Source organism: Allobosea sp. 05L423 (genome assembly GCF_056397745.1).
On record NZ_JBFTOA010000027.1, the window covers coordinates 53184 to 72693 of the forward strand.

Consider the following 19510-nt stretch of genomic DNA (forward strand, 5'->3'; position numbering starts at 1 on the left):
CGGGCGTTCGGCAATCCGGGTTGGGCTCAGGGCGCAGGAGGCGGTGGGACGGTCGGATATCCTTCGAGAGGCTTGTCCGGGATCGGCTCGGGGGCTTCCTGCACCCGGCGCTCGTTTCGCGGCGCCCGCACCGGGCGCGGCCGGGCGGCGGGCGCCTGCTCGAAGGCGTCGAGAGCCGAGGCCTGCGGCACCGGGTAGATCGGCGCTCCGGCCTTGCCGAGTTCCGGCGCAGGCGACGGCGCATCGACGATCGGGCCCCAGCCCGAACGCCGCAGCGAGGCGTTGATCGAATAGCTGTAGGCGAGGCGCAGCAGCCCCGCTTCCGTGGCGGCGGGGTCGCAGACCCTGATGCGGACCGAAATCACCCCCGATCTCGGCATGAAGAGGCTGTCGCCGCTCGCGATCCGCTGCCAGGCGTAGAGGCAGCCTTCGCCGCCCACCCCGCGCCCGAATGCATAGCCGAAGGGGCCGTATTTGTTCTGGACGAAGACGGCTGCGGGCGCCATGGCGATTCCCGGCAGGCGCTCTTCCATCTCCTGGGCGATGGAAAAATCGTCGATGCCCGGTTCCCGCAGCAGGTTGCCCTCGACGCCAAGCCTGTCGGGGAGATCGGTGAGCGTGAAGAAGGCGGCGTGGATGGCATTCTCGCCTGGCGTGCGGCCGCGCGTCGCCAGCGAAATGACCTGTGAGATGGCATTGTCGTAGTTGCGTTGGGTGATCCCGGTCACGGGAAGGCTGCCGGGTGGGGGTAATACCAGCGCCCGGCCGACATCGACCGTGATGGACCGCGACGCGATCAGCAGCTCCGAATCGGAGAGTTTCTGCTCGCCGCAGCCCGCGATCGCTATCGTCAGCCCCGCCGCCGCGAGGGACATCGCTACACACTTGAGGGGCGCACGACGTGGCGCGTGGTGCGCGGGCGAAAGCGGCCTCGCAACACTCATCGGCGTGCCCGTCGATGTCTGCTCGGCATCGTCATGGTCGAGACCATTGGTTAACACAGTTAACGCGCGGTTAACTGTGGCCGCACGGCTGCAAGCCGGCGATCAGCCTGGAACCCCCCTCTGCAATACAGATGATTCGCGGGCCCATTCCAACTGTGGATCGCTTTCGATGGCGGCGGTTGAAAGAACGCTCGCGAGTCGACTGATGAACACAGATCGGCTCGCCGCCGGCGAAGATGATTCGGGGTAGCTCGCCTTCCTCTTTCCGACGCAGGGGAAAGCCGTGCCCGGCGTTGCGCTGCTGCGGCCGAATCAACACGAAAACACCTGTGGAGAACAGAGATGTCCGGCTAAGCGAATCCTGGAAGCGGCGGGATATCGCCACCACATCCTGCCACAGGCCCGAACGGGCTTGCGCCGCCACTCCGGTCGCGGCAACAATGGCTGATGATCAGGATATCGATAGCTGCAAGCGTGGTCGCCATCCTCGTGGCGGGCTGCGTGTCATCCCAGCCCCGTGGGGTTCCGGCTGCTTCGGCTGGCTCTGCCAAGCGGATCGTCCGCGACAGCGCACAGCTCATCCTTCCGGATGGCACGCGGGTGAACCCGGACTCGAGCGGCGGCTTCGAGCTGCCCAATGGCGACTACGTCAAACGCGATCCCGGCGGTGCGCTCATTCTGCCGACTGGCGCGCGCTGCCTGCCGGATCAGGGCGGCTATCTCTGCCCCTGATCGCGACAGCCTCTTTCCGGGCCGATCAGCCGGCCCGGTCGTGCAAGGAGGCATTGGCTGATCTCGACGGGCAGCCGCGCCGTCTCAGGTGGTCTGCCGCCGCGAGGTCTTTTCGGCCGAAGCTTGCCGCCTTGACGGCGTGTCGGCGGCCTGTTGGCCTGCCGGCCACGAAACCCCGTCATCCTCGAGCACGTGGTTGTGGCTGCGATAGGCCCATATCTCCTTGGCCGCGTCCCAGTGCTCGCGGTCGCGACCTTCCGGCTGGCCGTCCCTGATCCACAAGTCGTAGGCGATCTTCCGGATTTCGTGCTGGGATTTCTCGTCCTGCTGCATGTCTCGCCTCCATGATGGCTCCCCGATGCGCATTGGGGAATCCTGGCTTCGGAGCGGGCAACGGCTCAGCCGTGCAGGGGATCAACGACGCTCAGTACGCGCTGTTCCCTTGCTGGGTCGAAAGATCTCGCGGGAAGCGGCACTCAGGCCTTCGCGGCAGCAAGCGTCGGCTCGCCGGGTGTGTTCGCCTCCGGTTTTGCCGGGCGGCGCGCATAGCGCTGCGCCAGCACGGCGCAGGCGAATAGCTGAGCCTGGTGGAACAACATCAGCGGTAGCACGATCAGGCCGAGCGCCTGGCCGGGGAAAAGAATGTTCGCCATGGGGATGCCGCTCGCCATGCTCTTCTTCGAGCCGCAGAAGACGATGGCGATCTCGTCCTCCTTGGAGAAACCGAGACGGCGGCTGGCGAAGGTCGTGATCGTCAGCACGGCGGCGAGCAGGACGATGTCGATGATGATGACGAGGCCGAGGTCGGCGAGCGTGACCTGGGACCAGATGCCGGCGACCATGCCCTCGCTGAAGGCGGCGTAGACGACGAGCAGGATCGAGCCGCGGTCGACGATGGAGATCGGCGCCTTGTGGCGCTGCAGGAACGGCCCGACCCAGCGGCGCAGCAACTGGCCGACAATGAAGGGCAGGAGGATCTGCAGCGCGATGCTCTCGACTGCCTTCGTGCTGAAGCCGCTGCCATGCGAGTCGAGCAGCGCGACGACGAGCAGCGGGGTCAGCACGATGCCGAAGAGGTTGGAGACCGAGGCGCTGCACAGCGCCGCCGCGACATTCCCGCGTGCGATCGAGGTGAAGGCAATCGACGACTGCACGGTCGAGGGCAGGATGCAGACGAAGATCAGCCCCGCGACTAGCTCCGAGGGCAACCAGCCGCCGAAGACGCGCGTCAGCAGGAGGCCGAGAAGCGGGAAAAGCACATAGGTGCTGGCGAAGACCAGCGATTGCAGGCGCCAGTGCAGCAGGCCTTCCCAAACCGCCAGCGGCGACAGCCGCGCGCCGTAGAGGAAGAACAGCAAGGCGACCGCCACCGAAACGGCGTCATTGGCGACTTCCGCGCCGACGCCGCGTGCCGGCAGCACGGCAGCGACCGCGACCGTCGCCATGAGCGCGATGAGATAGGGGTCGATGCCGAAGCGGGCGAGCGTGCGGCGGATCATCTGCGGTCCTTCCGATGCGATGCCATCTTGTAATCCCTTTCGGGCTCATTTTGATCCGGACTGGACATGATATCGCTCATCATGGATCGTGATTGGCATGGAACTGGACAAGAAGCCGCTCGATCCCGTCCTCCTGCAGAGCTTCCTCAAGGTCTGCGAGACGCTGAGCTTCACCGAAGCCGCGCGCCAGCTCGGCCTGCGCCAATCGTCGGTCAGCCAGCACGTCGCGCGGCTGGAGAAGCGTGTCGGGCGACGCTTGCTGGAGCGCGACACGCATGAGGTGCGCCCGACACCGGACGGCGACGCCATCCTGCCCTTCGCGCGGGAGGCGCTCGACGCTGGTCGTCGGATCGAGCGCTATCTCGAGGGTTCGACCCTGCGTGGGCGGCTCAGGCTCGGGGTCTCGGAGGATTTCGCCTACACGGCGCTGCCGGACATCCTGGCCGAGTTCGCGATGCAGCATCACGCGGTCGACCTGGAACTGACGGTCGGGCTCAGCGGCCTGCTCTACGAGCAGTATGATGCCGGCGATCTCGACCTGATCTTCGCCAAGCGCCGCAAGGGGGACGAGCGCGGCGAGGTCGCCTGGCAGGAGCGGCTTGTCTGGGTCGGGCGCCCGGGAGCGCGGCTGGCGGAACAGCGGGAGGTGCCGCTCGTGCTCTATCCGCCGCCGAGCATCACGCGCGTCCATGCGATCGAGACGCTGGAGCAGGCGGGACGACCCTGGCGCGTCGCCTGCACCAGCGGCAGCCTTGCCGGATTGCGTGCCGCGACGGTGGCGGGGCTTGGTATCACCGCCCATTCGGCCCGGTTGATTCCGTCCGGCCTCGCCGAGGTCGAGCCGCGCGAGGCGCTGCCCAAGCTAGGGACGATCGAGTTCGTCGTCATCGGCGGGCAGTCGCATCAGGAGGCGGCACGGGCGCTCTCTGCCAGCATCCTGTCCGGCACGAGCCGCCTGCTGCCGGAGATTCCGGCGCGGCGCGGGCGGAAGGCCTAGGGCAGCTTTTGATCTGGCTGAGCCGTCGGTCCGTCATTGCGAAGAGCGTCAGCGACGAAGCAATCCAGGGGGACGTGGGGCCCTGCCGCCCTGGATTGCTTCGCTTGGCTCGCAATGACGGGGGCTCCCGTCCAAAAATCAGCGTGATCAGTCTCGCGCCAGCGCCACCACCGGGTCGAGGCTCGCGGCGTTGCGGGCCGGCAGGAAGCCGAAGGTCAGGCCGATCAGCGTCGAGCAGGCAATGGCGGCTGCGAAAGCCTCGCCCGAATAGATGAAGCTGACCTGCGAGCCAGAAGCCTCGAAGGCGAAGCCGATGGCGAGCGCCATCCCGATGCCGAGCGCGCCGCCGATGAAGCAGACGAGCGAGGCCTCGATCAGGAATTGCTGTAGAATGTCGCTGCGACGGGCGCCGACCGCCATGCGCAGGCCGATCTCGCTGGTGCGCTCGATCACCGAGACCAGCATGATGTTCATCACGCCGATGCCACCGACGAGAAGCGAGATCACCGCGATCGAGGAGATCATCAGCGTCATCGTCGCGGTGGCGCTGGTGATGGTGTTACGGATCTCGTCCTGGTTCAGGATGAAGAAGTCCTTGGCCCGATGGCGATGGGTCAGCAGCTCGGTCACGGCTTCCTGCGCCGCGGCCATCGGCGTCTCGTCGTCGACGCGCAGCGTGATGCTGCGCAGCGAGAGATCGCCGAGGAAGCGGCCCTGCACGGTGGTATAGGGCAGGAAGACCTGCGGGTTCTGGCTGCCGCCGAAGCCGCCCTGCTGCTGGCGGATCACGCCGACGATGCGGCAGGGCACCGAACCGACCAGGATCACCGTGCCGATCGGGTTCGCCTGCCCCTGCGGGAAGAGCACGCCCAGCGCGTTCTCGTCGATCACGACGTCCTGCGCCAGCGTGCGGACATCGGAGGCGTCGAAGAACGAGCCGCGTGTCAGCACGCTGCCGCGCACGTCGAAATAGCGCTCGCTGACGCCGTTGACCTGCGCCGTCGCCTCGACATTGCCGAAGCGGATCGTCGCGCTCGTCGTCACCGTCGGCGTCACGCTCGCCGCATAGGGCTGGCCGGCCAGGACCTGCGCGTCGAGCACGGTCAGCGTCTTCACCCGGCCCGAGCGCAGATCGCCGAAGCCGGTGCCGGGAAAGATCTCGAGCGTGTTGGTGCCGAGGCCGGAGATGTTCTGCAGCACGTTGCGCTTGGCGCCCTCGCCGAGCGCAACGACGCTGACCACGGCGGCGATGCCGATGACGATGCCGAGCATGGTCAAGGTGGTGCGCAGCTTGTGGGCGGCCATGGCGCGGACCGCCATGCCGAACGCCTCCCTCAGCCGGCCGGAGGCGGCGCGCAGCCGTCCTGCCGGCGGCGGAACGGGTGAGGGCGGGGGCACCTTTTCCGAGCGCGGCGCGGTGCGCCGGTCGGCGACAATCCTGCCATCGCTGAGCTCGATGATGCGATGGGCGCGGTTCGCGACATTCATGTCGTGGGTGACCAGAATGACGGTGTGGCCTTCGCGGTTGAGCTCCTCGATCAGCGCGAGCATTTCCTCGCCGCTCTTGCGGTCGAGCGCGCCGGTCGGCTCGTCGGCGAGGAGGACGCGGGCGCCGTTCATCAGGGCGCGTGCGACGGAGACGCGCTGCTGCTGACCGCCGGAAAGCTCGGACGGCCGGTGCGTCTTGCGGCTGCCGAGGCCGAGCCGGTCCAGCAGCATCGTGGCGCGGCTCTCGCGCGGTGCCGGCGGAATGCCGGCATAGATCGCGGGGACCTCGACATTGGCGAGCGCCGTCAGCTCGGAGAGCAGGTGATAGCGCTGAAAGACGAAGCCGAAATATTCGCGCCGGAGCCGGGCGAGTTCGTCCGGGTCCAGGTCGCGCGTCGGGCGGCCGTCGATCTCGTAGCTGCCGCCGGTCGGCCGGTCGAGGCAGCCGATGATGTTCATCAGGGTCGACTTGCCGGAACCGGACTGGCCGACGATCGCGACCATCTCGCCGGCCTCGATCACGAGATCGGCCCCGTCGAGCGCGGCAACGGTCGCCTCGCCCGTGCCGAAATCGCGTCGGACACCCGCCAGACGGATGAGCGGCACGCCCACGGTCAGAAACCGAACGGAGAGCGGGACCGGCGCGTCGGTCGGGTCGCGTCCGCGCCGCCGCCGCTGCGGGTGGTGACGACGCGCTCGCCTGCCTTCAGGCCCGAGGTGATCTCGGCGACGATCTTGTTGTCGAGACCGACCGTGACCTTGCGCTGCTCCACCTTGCCGTCGTCGCCGAGCACCTCGACGGAGGCATTGGGGCCGCGGCGGCGGATCGCGGTCGAGGGCACGGTGACGACGTTCTGGGCGCGGCCGACGATCACCGTGACCTGCGCGGTCATCGAGGTCAGCAGGCGGCCGTCGGGATTCGGCACCTCGAACCAGGCGTTGTAGTAGACCGCGCTGGTGCTGGAGGCCGAGGAGCTGCTGCTCGTGGTGGCCGAGCTGGTCATGTTCTGCGTCTTCAGCGTGTCGGGTGCGGGCTCGACGAAGGAGATCTTGCCGGGGAAACGTTGTTCGGGCGCGCCGAGCACGCTGAAATAGACCTCCTGCCCGGTCTTCACCCGGAGCACGTCCGCTTCCGAGATCTTGGCCTTGACCGTCATGGTCGAGACGTCGCCGAGCACGACGATGGTCGGGGCCGACTGGACGGCATTCACCGTCTGGCCTTCCTGCGCGACCACGGCGAGTACGGTGCCGGCGCTGGGCGCGGTGATGCGGGTGTAGCCGAGAGTGGCGCGGGCGGTCTCGACCTTGACCTGGCTCGACATGATCTGGGCATCGAGTGCCTCGATCTGCGCCTGCGTGGTCGAGACGGTCATCTGCGCATTCTCGTAGGCGTCGCGCGATACGGCGTTCTGGCCGACCATCTGCTTCTGGCGGGCGAGGACGGCCTCGGCATAGGCGAGGCTGGCGAGGCGCTCGGCGCGCTGGGCCTTGAGCGCCGCGAGATCGGCTTCGGCCGAACGCAGCGCATTCTGCTGGGTGATGCTGTCGATCTCGGCGATGAGATCGCCCGCTTTCACGTTGTCGCCGAGCCTGGCCTTGAGCGAAATCACGCGGCCGGTGGTCTGCGCGCCGACGCTGACCTGCCGGACCGGCTCGAGCGCGCCGGAGGCGAGCACGGCTTCCTCGACATTGCCGATCGTCGCTTCGACGCTCGGCAAGCTGACGGTCTCCGCCGGCGCAGGTTGCCGCGCCTGCCAGAGATAGTAGCCGCCGACAGCCGCGACGATCAGCGTGGGGAGAAGGAGGCGGCGCAGCCTCATGGTTGCGGCTCCTCTATGGGAACGAGGCGCAGGCGCGGCCCGGTCTCGCCGTCGATCACCGCCGGCGCCGAGACCTCGACGGGCCTGAGCCAGCCGCCGCCGAGCGCCTTGTTGAGAGCGATGAACTGTGTCGCGAGCGTGACCCGGCTCTGAATCAGCGCCTCCTCGGCGCCGAACTGCGTGCGCTGCGCCTCGAGCACGTCGAGGAAGCTCGCATTGCCGGAGGTGTAGAGCGCGCGCGAGAGCTGCGCGGCCTGGGTCGAGGCCTGCGCGGCTTCCGAGAGACTTCCGAGCCTGATCCGCTCCTGCCGCAAGCCCACCAGGCTGTCCTCGACGTCCTGCAGCGCGGTCAGCACCGTCAGCCTGAACGCCGCGTCATTTCTGTCACGCTGGGCTCTGGCCGCATCGACGGCCGCCGCCAGCTCGCCGCCGTTGAAGATCGGCACGCTGAGGCTGGGCCCGATCGACCAGCCGATCGCGCTGTTCTTGGCAAGGTCGCCGAGCTTGAGCGCTGCGGTCGAGATGGTGCCGGTCAGCGAGACCGAGGGATAGCGGTTGGCCTCCGCCTGGCCGATCCGCGCCGTCGCCTGGGCGAGCAGGCGCTCGGCCGAGCGAACGTCGGGGCGGCGGCGCAGGACGTCGGCGGGGATGCCGGTGCGCGGCGGGGCGGGTGTCGCGGGGACTGCGGCTGCGCGCGCAAAATAGGGCGCTGTCGCTGCCGGCGGGCGGCCAATTAACACGGCGAGACGATGTTGGTTCTGGGCGAGCGCGGTTTCGAGCAAGGGGATCTGCGATTCCGTGCTTGCGGCCTGCGCGGTGGCGCGGGCGGTGTCGATGGCAGAGATATCGCCGGCGCGGAAGCGGGTGCGGGTCAGCGCCTCCGTCTCGCGCTGCGTCCTTGCCGTGCTGCGGGCCAGCGCGATGCGCGCCTGCAGGCCGCGTGCCTCGACATAGGTCGACGCGACATCGCCGATCAGCGTCAGCATCGCTGCGTCGAGATCGTCGAAGGCTGCGTCCGTGCCATAGGTCGCGGCCTCGACGGCGCGGCTCTGCGCGCCGAAGAGGTCGATCTCCCAGGAGGCATCGAAGCCGGCGCGGAAGCCGTTGCGCGTTACGCCGGCCACACGCGAGCGCGTGGCCGAGGCGTTGCCGTCGACTTGCGGAAAGAGCGCGCCGACCGCCTGCTCGCGCGTGGCGCGGGCTTCGCGGATGCGGGCCTTGGCCTGGGCAACGTCGAGATTGCCGGCAATGGCCTGCTCGACCAGCGCATTTAGCGTCGGATCGCGCAGGGTGCGCCACCATTCGCTCGGCTTCGCCGCCTTCGGCCCGCCATTCGCCGCGCTCCAGCGTTGTGGCAGCTCGAGTGCGGGCGGCGTGTAGTCCGGCCCCACGGCACAGGCACCGAGAGCCAGCGCCAGTATCAACGGTGCAGCGGAGCGAATCATTGCGGCCAGAATGACGGGAAAACCCGAGGCCGCCACCCATTCACCCCGCCCATGCGCAATATTTCGTCCCTATGGCAATCCTGCCCACAGGGTTGCCGTTTGGGCCGCCCGCAGCATCGCGGCTAGATGACGATGCGGTGCGACAATGTTTTGACCGTCATGTAGTGGGCCAACCCCTCGGCGCCGCCCTCGCGGCCATAGCCGCTGTCCTTGACGCCGCCGAAGGGCACCTCGGCGACGGAGGCCTCCAGCGTGTTGATCGAGACATTGCCGGCCTCGATGCCGTCCGCGAGCTGGTCGGCCCGCGCCGCTGAGTGCGTGAAGCCGTAGGCAGCGAGGCCGAAGGGCAGGGAATTGGCCTTCTCGATGGCTTCCTCGACCGTGCGGACGGGGTTGATGATCGCCATCGGACCGAAGGGTTCCTCGCGCATGGCGCGGGCGTCGTCCGGCAATTCGGTGAGGACGGTGGGCGGGAAGAAATAGCCGCGATTGCCGAGGCGCTCTCCGCCCGTCAGCACGCGCCCGCCACGGGCCCGCGCATCGGCGGCCAATGCTTCCAGCGCCTCGATGCGGCGATGATTGGCGACGGGGCCCATCTCGGTCCCCGCGTCGAGGCCGTTGCCGACCGCCACGGCCTTGGCCTTTTCGACGAAAGCCTTGGTGAAGCGCTCGTAGATGTCCTGCTGCACGAAGAAGCGGGTCGGCGAGGTGCAGACCTGTCCGGCGTTGCGGACCTTGCGGGTGGCGGAGAGATGAGCTGCGGCGACGGGATCGACATCGTCGCAGACGATGACCGGGGCGTGGCCGCCGAGTTCCATCAGGACCGGCGTCATATGCCGCGCCGCCAGCTCGGACAGGTGCTTTCCGACGGCCGTCGAGCCGGTGAAGGCGACGAGGCGCGTCTGTGCCTGCGGGATGAGATAGCTCGAGATTTTGGCGGGCACGCCGAAGACGAGATTGAACACGCCGGGGGGGACGCCGGCATCATGCAGGGCACGCGCGATATGGAGGGCGCCGGCGGGGGTTTCCTCGGCGGCCTTGATGATGATCGAGCAGCCGGCCGCGAGCGCGCCCGCGATCTTGCGGCAGGGCTGGCTCATCGGGAAGTTCCAGGGCGAGAAGGCCGCGACCGTCCCGACCGGCTGGTGGATCACGACATATCGGATGCCGGGTTCGCTGGGCACGACGCGGCCATAGGCGCGCTGGCCCTCCGCCGCGTCCCACTCGAAGAACTCGCAGCCTCTGACCACTTCGAGCCGCGCCTGCGCCAGCGGCTTGCCGTGCTCCAGCGTGATCGAATGGGCGATCTCCTCGACGCGCTCGCGCATCAGCGCTGCGGCCTTGAGCATGATCTCGCCGCGGATGCGCGGGGCCATGCGGCTCCAGACCTTGAAGCCCTCGGCGGCGGCGGCAAGCGCATCGTCGAGATCGGCCTGCGAGGCGAGCGGCACCGCGCCGATGACGCTTTCGTCGGCCGGGTTGAGCACGGGCTGCTCCTCCGCCGTCTTCCGCCAGGCGCCGCCGATATAGAGCTTGAGATCGGGATAGGTCGTCATGGAAGCCTCGGCTGGCGATGCGTTCAGCGGTCTCTGCGCGGCGGTTCCGCCGGCTTCAGAAGGACCATAGGTGGCGGGTCATTCTGTGATCCAGTCGGCTAAATCAGATAAATTCAGATCGATCTGATTATGAATGGTGCGCGCTTGCTAGCGAGCGTCATTCTCGGGCGAAGCGCAGCGCAGACCCGAGAATCTCATGACGAGAAGCCGCTGGTTTCCGAGATGCCCGGGTCAAGCCCGGGCATGACGTGTAGGGGGTCGTTCAGCGCACCAGCGTCCGCACACGGTTCTCGATCAACCTCACAAGCCCGAGCGCCGTCATCTCCGAGGATTTCGGGTTCGTGGCGAGCGGGCGGTTCTCGATGGCGATGTCGAGCTTGCCGAAGGCGCCGCGCGCGCTGAGCTGGTGGCCGTTGCCGCCGGCTGCGGGGTCGGCGACGAGCTCGACGCGGGTGCGGTCGAGCCCGATGCCGGCGAGCGCCGAGATCACCGCGACATTGGCGTTCTGCGGGAAGCGTGAGGCGGCCTCGCGAGCCGTACCGGAGAAGAACGTGGTCGCCTCGGCCAGTGTATCGAGCGCTGTGAGACTCTCGGCGGCAGTCCCACGCCAGGCGGACGGCGGCTTGACGATGCGATGGACGACCTCGTCGAGCGGCAGGAGCGAGGCGGCGGCGATGCCGTCGATGCCGGCGAGCGCGCCGGGCGGGATCAGGATCTGGCTGCCATGGCTTTCAGCCGCGGCGACGAGCCGGTCGAGCAGGGCGGTGTCGCAGAAGGCGCTGGTCGAGGCGACCGCGAAGGCCGGCGCGTGTCCGAGCGCCGCCTCGCCCCAGATGCCGACCGCCTCGCGCCCGGCGGCTTCGACGACGAGATCGAGGTCGAGCCCGGCCAGTTCATCGGGTGCCGTGATCAGCGTCGCGCCGGCCGGGATGTCGCTGGCTGCAATGGCGTTGCGGACGCCGATGGCGACGATGGCGATATCGGCGCTGGCCCGTTCCGAGAGCAGTTCCGCGACACGGCGGTTGATGGCGCCCCAGCCGATCAGGGCGAGGCGCAGCGGCCTGGCGGGATGCTTGGTCATGAGCCTTCAGCCGTTCGCAAGGCGAGATCGAGCAGGGCGCCCCCGTTCAGCCCTTCCAGCATGCTGAAATGATGGCCGGGGCAGATCAGCGGAGCCGGCGCCTGCCATGTCGCAGCGAGCGCGGTGGATTGCGCCTTGAAGGCGTCGCTCTCGCCTTCGCCGACCGCGAAAGCGAGCCGTGTCGATTGCGGTCGGGGCTGGACAATCGGGCTGAGCCGGGTCGCACGTGCCGCATCGTCGAGGCCGAGCAGGCGACCGAGCGGCAGGTGGCCGAGCGGCTTCAGGTCGTAGAGGCCGGAGAGCAGCAGTGCCGAGGCGATGGGCGGTGCGTCCTGGGCGAGGAGCGCCATCGCCGCCAGGTGCCCGCCGGCGGAATGGCCGGAGATGTGCAGGCTGCTGGCATCGAGGCCGAGCGCATCTGCTTCATCGACGAGAAAGTTCAGCGCGGCCACGCTCTGGGCGATGCTCGCTTCCAGCGGGTTATCCGGTGCCAGCCCGTAATTCGGCATGGCGACGGCATAGCCGGCGTCAAGCAGCCCTTGCGCGAACTGGGCGTGCTGGACCTTGTCGGAAGCCTGCCAGTAGCCGCCATGGATGAAGACGAAGATCGGCGCGCGTTTGGCGCCGGCCGGGCGATAGAGATCGAGCGTTTCGAAGCGGCCGGGACCATAGGCCAGATCGACGCCGCCATGGTTGGCGCGGAAGGCCTCGCCGTCGCGGCTCCATTGGCGGAACAGCGCCTTCATGTCGGCCTGCAGGCGCGGGCTGTATTGCCGGCCGAGTTCGCGCAGGTTGTAGCCCTCGACGAGCGCGTCGGGCAGCGGCTGCGCGGCGGCATGCCGGGCGCGGATGGTCAGCCCGGCTTCTGCCTTCCGCTGCAGGCGGATCGGCGGGCGAAAGCCAGCGAAGACCTCGCGATATGCCAATTCGATGGTGTGGCGGGACAGGTGGAAGGCTTCCGGCTGGTCCGTCTCCCACATCATCTCTTTGAGATGATGTGGGCCGCAACCGGCCGCGACGAGCCCGGCGAGGATATCGCTCAGCGCATCGCGCAGGGCCTCGACCGGGTCGGTCTCCGCGCTGTGCGCGACGATCTCGTGAAGGTCGTTTTCGGAACTCATTCAAAAATCCCCTGAGCCCTCATCCTGAGGAGCCATTCTCTTGGGAATGGCGTCTCGAAGGATGGTCCAGGAGCCTGCGGCGACATCTGGAGCATCCTTCGAGACGCCGCTGCGCGGCTCCTCAGGATGAGGGCTGCCTGCTTCGAACCGGCGTCAGACGCCGACATAGCGATGCACCAGTTCCGCATTGTTGGCGATGTCGGCGCTGGAGCCCGACCAGACCGTGCGGCCCTTCTCGATGATGTAATGCCGGTCGGCGATGCGCTTGAGCACATTGATGTTCTTGTCGATCAGCAGGATCGACTGGCCCTGCGCCTTCAGGGCCTCGATGCAGCCCCAGATCTCGGCGCGGATGACGGGGGCCAAACCTTCGGTCGCCTCGTCGAGGATCAGGAGCTTGGGATTGGTCATCAGCGCGCGTCCGACCGCGAGCATCTGCTGCTCGCCGCCCGAGAGCGTGCGGGCCGATTGGCCGGCGCGCTCCTGCAATCGGGGGAACAGGGCATAGACCCGCTCCAGCGTCCAGGGCGAGGAGCGCTTCAGCCGGTTCGAGGCGGTGGCGACGAGGTTCTCGCGTACGCTGAGCGTCGGGAAGACCTGCCGGCCTTCCGGCACGAGGCCGATGCCGCAGCGGGCGATCTTCTCCGGTGCGGCGCCCTGGACGGCGCGGCCGTCGAAGCGGATATCGCCGCCCTTCGGCGCTAGCAGCCCCATGATCGAGCGGATCGTCGTGGTCTTGCCCATCCCGTTGCGGCCTAGCAGCGTCACGACCTCGCCCTCGGCGATATCGAGCGCGACATCGAACAGCACCTGGCTCCTGCCATAGGCCGATTGCAGGTTGCGCACGCTCAGCATCAGGCGTCTCCCTCGCCGAGATAGGCGGTGCGCACCTCCGGATTGTTGCGGATTTCATCTGCCGTGCCGGTGGCGATGACGCGGCCATAGACGAGGACGGAGATGCGGTCGGCCAGCGCGAAGACGGCATCCATGTCGTGCTCGACCAGCAGCATGGTGACGCGGCCCTTCAAGGCGGAGAGCATCGCGACCATCTGTTCGCTCTCTGCATGGCCTAGTCCCGCCATCGGCTCGTCGAGCAGCAGAAGGCGCGGCTCGCAGGCGAGCGCGATCGCGAATTCCAATTGCTTCTGCTCGCCATGGGAGAGATCGGCGACCTTGACCTCGGCGCGGTGGCTCAGGCCTGCGGTCGCGAGGTACTGCCGCGCGCGGCTGCGCAGGGTTTCGTCGCGCCTGGCATTGCCGAAGAAGCGAAAGCTGTGGCCCTCATGCGCCTGCACGGCGAGCGCGACATTGTCGAGCATCGTGAAATCCGGCAGCAGCTGGTTGATCTGGAAGGTGCGCGCGAGGCCGCGCTCGACGCGCTGCGGCGTCGTCAGGGCGCCGATCTCGTCGCCGGACAGCCTGATCGCGCCCTCGTCATGTGTCAGTTCGCCGAAGAGCTGGGTCAACAACGTGGTCTTGCCGGCGCCGTTGGGGCCGATCAGCGCATGGATCTCGCCGTCGCGGACATCAAGATCGACGCCGTCGGTCGCAATGAGCCCCCCGAAGCGCTTGCGCAGGCCGCGAACGGAAAGGAGCGGTTGCGTCGTGGCGAGTTCGGTCATGGCGCGCTCCTGCCGAAGCCGAGGCGTGAGAGCAGCCCGTTGAGCCCGCCCTGCGTGAAGAGCACGACAAGGAGCAGGATCGGTCCCAGCACGAGCTGCCAATGCTCGGTCCAGCCGGTCAGCACGGTCTCGAGGATAACGAGCGCGGCGGCGCCCAGCAGCGGGCCGAGCAGCGTGCCGACGCCGCCGAGGATGACCATGATCATCAGTTCGCCGGACTTGGTCCAGTGCAGCATGTCCGGGCTGACGAAGCGCAGGTAGTTCGCCATCAGCGCGCCCGCGAGCCCTGCGCCCATGCCGGAGATGACGAAGGCGGCGAGCTTGTAGCGATAGGGCGCGATGCCGATCGCCGCCATGCGCCGCTCGTTCTGGCGGATGCCGGCCAGCACCATCCCGAAGCGCGAGCCGACGATGCGCCAGAGCGCGAGGAATACCAGCGCGGCGATGACGAGACAGATGAAATAGAAGGTCACGTCGTCGCGGGTGTTGAGATCCAAGAGCGCATTGCGGCGGCGGATCGTCATGCCGTCATCGCCGCCATAGGCCTTGAGCGAGACGAAGAGGAAGAACAGCATCTGCGCGAAAGCGAGGGTGATCATGATGAACTGCACACCGGCCGTGCGTAAGCTGAGCGCGCCGATGATGCAGGCGAACAGGCCGGCGACGAGGATCGCGGCCGGTAGCGTGATCAGCAACTGGTCGGTGCCGGGGATAAAGCCGAGGAAGAGCGCGTCGTCGGCGAAGGTCCGGTAGAGGATGCCGACCGCGTAGCCGCCGATGCCGAAGAACGCGGCGTGGCCGAACGAGACCATCCCGCCGAAACCGAGCGCAAGATTGAGGCTGGCGGCGGCGATGGCGTAGATCAGGACGCGGGTTGCCAAGGGCACCAGAGCGGGCTGGCCGATCGCCTTGACGAGGAAGGGCAGAGCGATCAGCGCGACGGCGAGCGCCAGCAGGGCGATGGTGCGGCCCAGCGCGGGCGTCGCGGCATCGGTGCGGATGATGGCGTTCTCAGACATGGGCGGGGAACAGTCCCTTGGGCCGCACCAGCAGCACGATCGCCATAAGGAGATAGATGCCCATCGAGGCGAGGCCGGCGCCGAGCGCATCGGCTTCCGAGCCGGTCATGACATGGCGCAGCAGGCCGGGCGCAAAGGCACGCAACGACGTGTCGACGAGGCCGACGATCAGGGCGCCGAAGAAGGCGCCGCGGATCGAGCCGACGCCGCCGATCACCACCACGACGAAGGTCATGATCAGGATCTGCTCGCCCATGCCGACCTGCACGGCGAGGATCGGCCCTGCCATCAGCCCGGCCAAGCCCGCGAGCAGGGCGCCGAGACCGAAGACGGCGGTGTAGAGCAGGCGGATATCGACGCCGAGCGCGCGGACCATCTCGCGATGGGTGGCGCCGGCGCGCACGAGCATGCCGATGCGCGTGCGGTTGATCAGGAGGTAGAGGCCGAGCGCGACGAGCAGGCCGACCGCGATGATGGCGAGGCGGTAGACGGGATAGGTCAGGCCGGGCAGGAGCTGCACCGAGCCGTTCAGCGCTGAGGGTACCGAGACGAAGAGCGGCTGGCGCCCGAACAGGATCGTCACGCTCTGGTTGAAGATCAGGATCAGCGCGAAGGTCGCCAGCACCTGGTCGAGATGGTCCCGCGCATAGAGCCGGCGCAGCACGACCACCTCCATCACCATGCCCACGATAGCAGCTGCGGCGAGCCCTGCGATCACCGCGAGCAGGAAGGAGCCGGTCTGCGCGGCCGCGAAGGCGGCGGCATAGGCGCCGACCATGTAGAGCGAGCCATGGGCGAGGTTGATCACGCCCATGATGCCGAAGATCAGCGTCAGCCCTGCCGCGAGCAGGAACAGCATCACGCCGAACTGGAGGCCGTTGAGCAATTGTTCGAGAACGAGCGTCATGGTGGCGGAAGCCGGAATTCTCTGGGGCGGATCGAAACGCTGCCGTCACTCCGGAGCTTCGCGCTAGCGAAGAACCAGAAGCCCATGACGGTCGGCGTCATTCCAGTTTCGTCATGCTCGCCCTTGTGGCGAGCATCCACGTCTTGAACACCGGTCTCGATGACGGAAGACGTGGATGGTCGGGACAAGCCCGACCATGACGGGAGCGTAGCGCGCTTGACTGCGAACGGATGCAAGCCGGCTTAGAGCTTGCAGTCCTTGGCGTAGACGTCGCTGTGGTTGCTCAGCACCTTGCCGGTCGTCTTCAACACCGGCGTGCCGTCGGCGGCCTTCTCGACCTTGAGCGAATACCAATCCTGCACCGGGTGCTGGTTCGGGCCGAACTTGAACGACCCACGCACCGACTGGAAATCCGCCTTGGCGAGCGCCTTGCGCAGCGCGGGCACATCGGCCTTGCCGCCGGTCGCCTTCAGGGCGGAGGCGATGGCGAGCGCGGTGTCGTAACCCTGGCTGGCATAGTAGGTCGGCACACGGTTATAGGCCTTGGTCCAGGCCTCCACGAACTTCTTGTTGGCGGCGTTGTCGAAGTCCGTATTCCAGTGCGCGGTGACGCTGAGGCCGAGCGCGGCGTCGCCGACGGCCTTCAGCGTGGTGGCGTCGAGCGAGGGCTCCGCCAGCACCATCGGCACCTTTCCGAGCAGGCCGGCCTGCTGGTACTGGCGCAGGAAGGCGATGCCGAGGCCGCCCGGGTGGAACTGGAAGACGACGTCGGGATTGGCGGAGCGGATCTGCGCCATCTCGGGGGCGAAGTCGGTCTGGTCGAGGCGGGTATAGACCTCGCCGACGACATCGCCCTTGAACAGGCGCTTGAAGCCGGTGAGCGCGTCCTTGCCGGCCTGGTAGTTCGGGGCGAGGATGAAGGCCTTCTTGTAGCCGAGATTGGTGGCGTATTGCCCGGCGCTCTCGTGCAGGCTGTCGTTCTGCCAGGCGACGACGAAGTAGTTCTCGTTGCACTCCTTGCCGGCGAAGTTCGACGGCGCGGCGTTGGGGCTGACATAGAGCGCGCCGGAATCGACGATATCCGGCACGGTGGCGCCGGCGACGTTCGAGAAGACGATGCCGGTCATGATCTTGATGCCGTCGGTCTTCAGCATCTTCTCGGCGATCTGCTTGCCCTGGCCGGGCTTGAGCGCGTCATCCTCGACGACGAGCTCGACCGGCACGCCGCCGAGCTTGCCGCCCTCCATGTCGATGGCAAGCTTGAAGGCGTCGCGGATGTCATGGCCGAGATAGCCGCCGGGACCCGAAAGCGTGGTGATCATGCCGATCTTGACCGGCTGCTGGGCAAGTGCGGTGGACGCCGCCAGCGTGGCGGCGATGCCGAAGAGCAATCCGCGCAGTTTCATCATGGACTCCAGTCGTTCCGTTCTGCCTCTGAGATGGTTCGACGCGGCGTTTCTGCGCCGCCGCGCTTTATGCGTGTTCTCGTGCACCATCACCGCGCCCCAGTCGGGGCGCAAGGCGCTGCTGCCCGTTATCCAAGCACGGACTCCTCTGGGAGAGGGAGCCCGCCTTTCGGTGCGGCACTCTCAGAGCGCGACCCAGCCGGCCGGCGGCTTGCGGCCGGGATGGAGCGCGCCGCAATGCTTGCAGGTGCGCGCCTTCTCGTCGGAGAAGAAGGCTTCGTAGAGCGGCGGCAGGTCCTTCACGAGGTCCTTCACCTTGAGCTCGATGCGGTGCACGAGGCCCTGGCACTCGAAGCAGTACCATTCGAAGCCGTCGACCTGGTCGGGGCTACGGGCCGGCTCAACCACGAGACCGATCGAGCCTTCCTGCGGGCGCTGCGGCGAGTGGCGCACATGCGGCGGCAGCAGGAAGACGTCGCCCTCGCGGATCGTCACGTCGTAGTGCTTCCCGTTATCGACCAGCTTCAGCATCATGTCGCCCTTGAGCTGGTAGAAGAACTCCTCCACCGGGTCGTCATGGTAGTCAGCGCGCTGGTTCGGGCCGCCGACGACCATCACGGTCATCTGGCCGTCGTCGAACACCTTCTTGTTGCCGACCGGCGGCTTGAGCAGGTGCTCATGCTCTTCGATCCATTTCTTGAAATTGAAGGCCTTGAGCCGTCCTTCGGTCGCCATGGTTCCCACTCCCGTCCTCGTTCGTGATGTCTATCAGCCAGCCTTCGCGAGTTGGGCCTTGCCCAGGCCGCAACTCTCGAAGGCGGCGCGCGTCGCGGCCTTCTCGGCCTCGGTCAGCTCCAGCATCGGTGGCCTGACGCGCCCGCCGAACTGGCCGAGCAGTTCCTGCCAGTACTTCTGGTGGGCGTGCGGCTTCTCGGCCGGCCGCGTGCCGCGCAGCGCCTCGCGCACCGGGTTCAGGCTGTCGCGGATGGCGCGGGCCTTCTCGGCCTCGCCGCGGAAGGCGAGGTCGGTGTAGTCGCGCATGCGCCGGTCGTTCGCCGTCTGGATCAGGTAGGGCGGAGAGGAACAGAGATAGAGCTGCCAGCCGAGCTCGAGGATGTTGTCGAGCCATTCCTCCTCGGACGCCGTGCTGACCAGGATGCGGTCGCCGGCGAGCCGCGTGAGCTCTGCATACATCGACCGCGGCACGCTGTACTTGATCGCGACGACGTTCTCGATGTCGGCGAGCCGGTTGCAGAGCCGCGGGCTCATCAGATAGCCCGAATCCGGGTGGCTCCAGAGTGCGATGCCGATATCGACCTTCTCGGCGATGGTCCGGTAGTACTCGTAGACCGTCTCGTCCTGCGCCTTGAAGAAGTGCAGGATTGGGGCGTGGACGACGATGTAATCGGCGCCGACCTTCTGGGCATGCTTCGCCAGATCGATGACGACATCCATGTTCTGGTCGGAGCAGGACATGATCGTCTGGCCGCGCCCCGCACTGGCCTCGACCGCCAGCTCGAAGCTGCGCTTGCGCTCCTCGATCGACATCGAGAAGAACTCGCCCTGCTTGCCGGCGATGAACAGCCCGTCGATTTTGAGATCGTCGAGCCAGTGGCGGATGTTCTGGCGGAAGCTGTCCTCATCGATCGCGAGCGTGTCGGTGAAGGGGGTGAGCGCGGCCGCCCAGATGCCCTTCATATGGGCGCGGGCATAGGCCTTGGCGTCCTTCTTGGCGTATTTCATGAAGCCTAACCCTCGCATTCCCGCACGGTCCGGCAGCTGGTCTGCGATAGCGAGGACTGGCCTTGACCGCCGATCCGCTCTGCCGCCTTCCACATCCCTGCCAGGCGTCGCCCCGCATCCGTGGGGCGAT

The 19510-nt window shown here is 67.4% G+C and carries 18 protein-coding genes; 2 read left to right on the forward strand and 16 right to left on the reverse strand.

Annotated features, from left to right (window positions below):
- Nucleotides 1-26 precede the first annotated feature (26 nt).
- Nucleotides 27-875 carry a cellulose biosynthesis protein BcsN gene (bcsN, locus tag AC1DNE_RS28575; RefSeq protein WP_441472590.1) on the reverse strand — a complete coding sequence of 283 codons (849 nt, stop codon included), beginning with the start codon at nt 873-875 and terminating at the stop codon, nt 27-29.
- A gap of 669 nt (nt 876-1544) precedes the next feature.
- On the opposite strand from bcsN, the gene AC1DNE_RS28580 reads away from it, so the two are divergent.
- A complete protein-coding gene (locus AC1DNE_RS28580) occupies nt 1545-1676 on the forward strand; it encodes a hypothetical protein (RefSeq protein WP_441472591.1) in 132 nt (43 codons plus the stop codon).
- Nucleotides 1677-1760: 84 nt separating this feature from the next.
- On the opposite strand, the gene AC1DNE_RS28585 is transcribed toward AC1DNE_RS28580, so the two are convergent.
- Both AC1DNE_RS28585 and AC1DNE_RS28590 read right to left on the reverse strand, forming a co-directional pair.
- Nucleotides 1761-2009, reverse strand: coding sequence for a DUF2934 domain-containing protein (locus AC1DNE_RS28585; RefSeq protein ID WP_441472592.1), 249 nt, complete (start codon nt 2007-2009; stop codon nt 1761-1763).
- 143 nt (nt 2010-2152) lie between these two features.
- Nucleotides 2153-3175 (reverse strand): bile acid:sodium symporter family protein, encoded by a 1023-nt coding sequence (locus AC1DNE_RS28590; RefSeq protein WP_441472593.1) that lies wholly within the window; start codon nt 3173-3175, stop codon nt 2153-2155.
- Between the two features lie 97 nt (nt 3176-3272).
- Between AC1DNE_RS28590 and AC1DNE_RS28595 the strand changes: the two genes are divergently transcribed.
- A complete protein-coding gene (locus AC1DNE_RS28595; protein WP_441472594.1) occupies nt 3273-4172 on the forward strand; it encodes a LysR family transcriptional regulator in 900 nt (299 codons plus the stop codon).
- 147 nt (nt 4173-4319) lie between these two features.
- Here AC1DNE_RS28595 and AC1DNE_RS28600 read toward each other — a convergent pair whose 3' ends face one another.
- From AC1DNE_RS28600 to AC1DNE_RS28660, 13 genes are all read right to left on the reverse strand, one after another.
- Nucleotides 4320-6272: a MacB family efflux pump subunit gene (locus AC1DNE_RS28600; RefSeq protein WP_441472595.1), complete on the reverse strand. Its 1953-nt coding sequence runs from the start codon at nt 6270-6272 to the stop codon at nt 4320-4322.
- Between the two features lie 2 nt (nt 6273-6274).
- Nucleotides 6275-7480, reverse strand: coding sequence for an efflux RND transporter periplasmic adaptor subunit (locus AC1DNE_RS28605; protein WP_441472596.1), 1206 nt, complete (start codon nt 7478-7480; stop codon nt 6275-6277).
- The gene (locus AC1DNE_RS28610; RefSeq protein WP_441472597.1) at nt 7477-8961 is read right to left on the reverse strand and encodes an efflux transporter outer membrane subunit; all 1485 of its coding nucleotides are present in this window, start codon (nt 8959-8961) and stop codon (nt 7477-7479) included. The genes AC1DNE_RS28605 and AC1DNE_RS28610 overlap by 4 nt, the downstream gene beginning before the upstream one ends.
- A gap of 86 nt (nt 8962-9047) precedes the next feature.
- The gene (locus AC1DNE_RS28615) at nt 9048-10481 is read right to left on the reverse strand and encodes an NAD-dependent succinate-semialdehyde dehydrogenase (RefSeq protein ID WP_441472598.1); all 1434 of its coding nucleotides are present in this window, start codon (nt 10479-10481) and stop codon (nt 9048-9050) included.
- Between the two features lie 262 nt (nt 10482-10743).
- Complete coding sequence (locus AC1DNE_RS28620; protein WP_441472599.1) at nt 10744-11562, reverse strand: aspartate dehydrogenase; 819 nt, start codon at nt 11560-11562, stop codon at nt 10744-10746.
- Nucleotides 11559-12683: an alpha/beta hydrolase gene (locus AC1DNE_RS28625; RefSeq protein WP_476766916.1), complete on the reverse strand. Its 1125-nt coding sequence runs from the start codon at nt 12681-12683 to the stop codon at nt 11559-11561. The genes AC1DNE_RS28620 and AC1DNE_RS28625 overlap by 4 nt, the downstream gene beginning before the upstream one ends.
- Before the next feature lie 153 nt (nt 12684-12836).
- Nucleotides 12837-13538 (reverse strand): ABC transporter ATP-binding protein, encoded by a 702-nt coding sequence (locus tag AC1DNE_RS28630; RefSeq protein WP_476766917.1) that lies wholly within the window; start codon nt 13536-13538, stop codon nt 12837-12839.
- Nucleotides 13538-14305: an ABC transporter ATP-binding protein gene (locus tag AC1DNE_RS28635; RefSeq protein ID WP_476766918.1), complete on the reverse strand. Its 768-nt coding sequence runs from the start codon at nt 14303-14305 to the stop codon at nt 13538-13540. The genes AC1DNE_RS28630 and AC1DNE_RS28635 overlap by 1 nt, the downstream gene beginning before the upstream one ends.
- The gene (locus AC1DNE_RS28640; RefSeq protein WP_476766919.1) at nt 14302-15324 is read right to left on the reverse strand and encodes a branched-chain amino acid ABC transporter permease; all 1023 of its coding nucleotides are present in this window, start codon (nt 15322-15324) and stop codon (nt 14302-14304) included. The genes AC1DNE_RS28635 and AC1DNE_RS28640 overlap by 4 nt, the downstream gene beginning before the upstream one ends.
- Nucleotides 15317-16231 (reverse strand): branched-chain amino acid ABC transporter permease, encoded by a 915-nt coding sequence (locus AC1DNE_RS28645; RefSeq protein WP_441472604.1) that lies wholly within the window; start codon nt 16229-16231, stop codon nt 15317-15319. Before AC1DNE_RS28645 ends, AC1DNE_RS28640 begins: the two co-directional genes overlap by 8 nt.
- A gap of 242 nt (nt 16232-16473) precedes the next feature.
- Nucleotides 16474-17637 carry an ABC transporter substrate-binding protein gene (locus tag AC1DNE_RS28650; RefSeq protein ID WP_476766926.1) on the reverse strand — a complete coding sequence of 388 codons (1164 nt, stop codon included), beginning with the start codon at nt 17635-17637 and terminating at the stop codon, nt 16474-16476.
- Nucleotides 17638-17820: 183 nt separating this feature from the next.
- A complete protein-coding gene (locus AC1DNE_RS28655) occupies nt 17821-18372 on the reverse strand; it encodes a 3-hydroxyanthranilate 3,4-dioxygenase (RefSeq protein WP_441472606.1) in 552 nt (183 codons plus the stop codon).
- Nucleotides 18373-18405: 33 nt separating this feature from the next.
- Nucleotides 18406-19380: a dihydrodipicolinate synthase family protein gene (locus AC1DNE_RS28660; RefSeq protein WP_476766920.1), complete on the reverse strand. Its 975-nt coding sequence runs from the start codon at nt 19378-19380 to the stop codon at nt 18406-18408.
- Between the last annotated feature and the right edge of the window lie 130 nt (nt 19381-19510).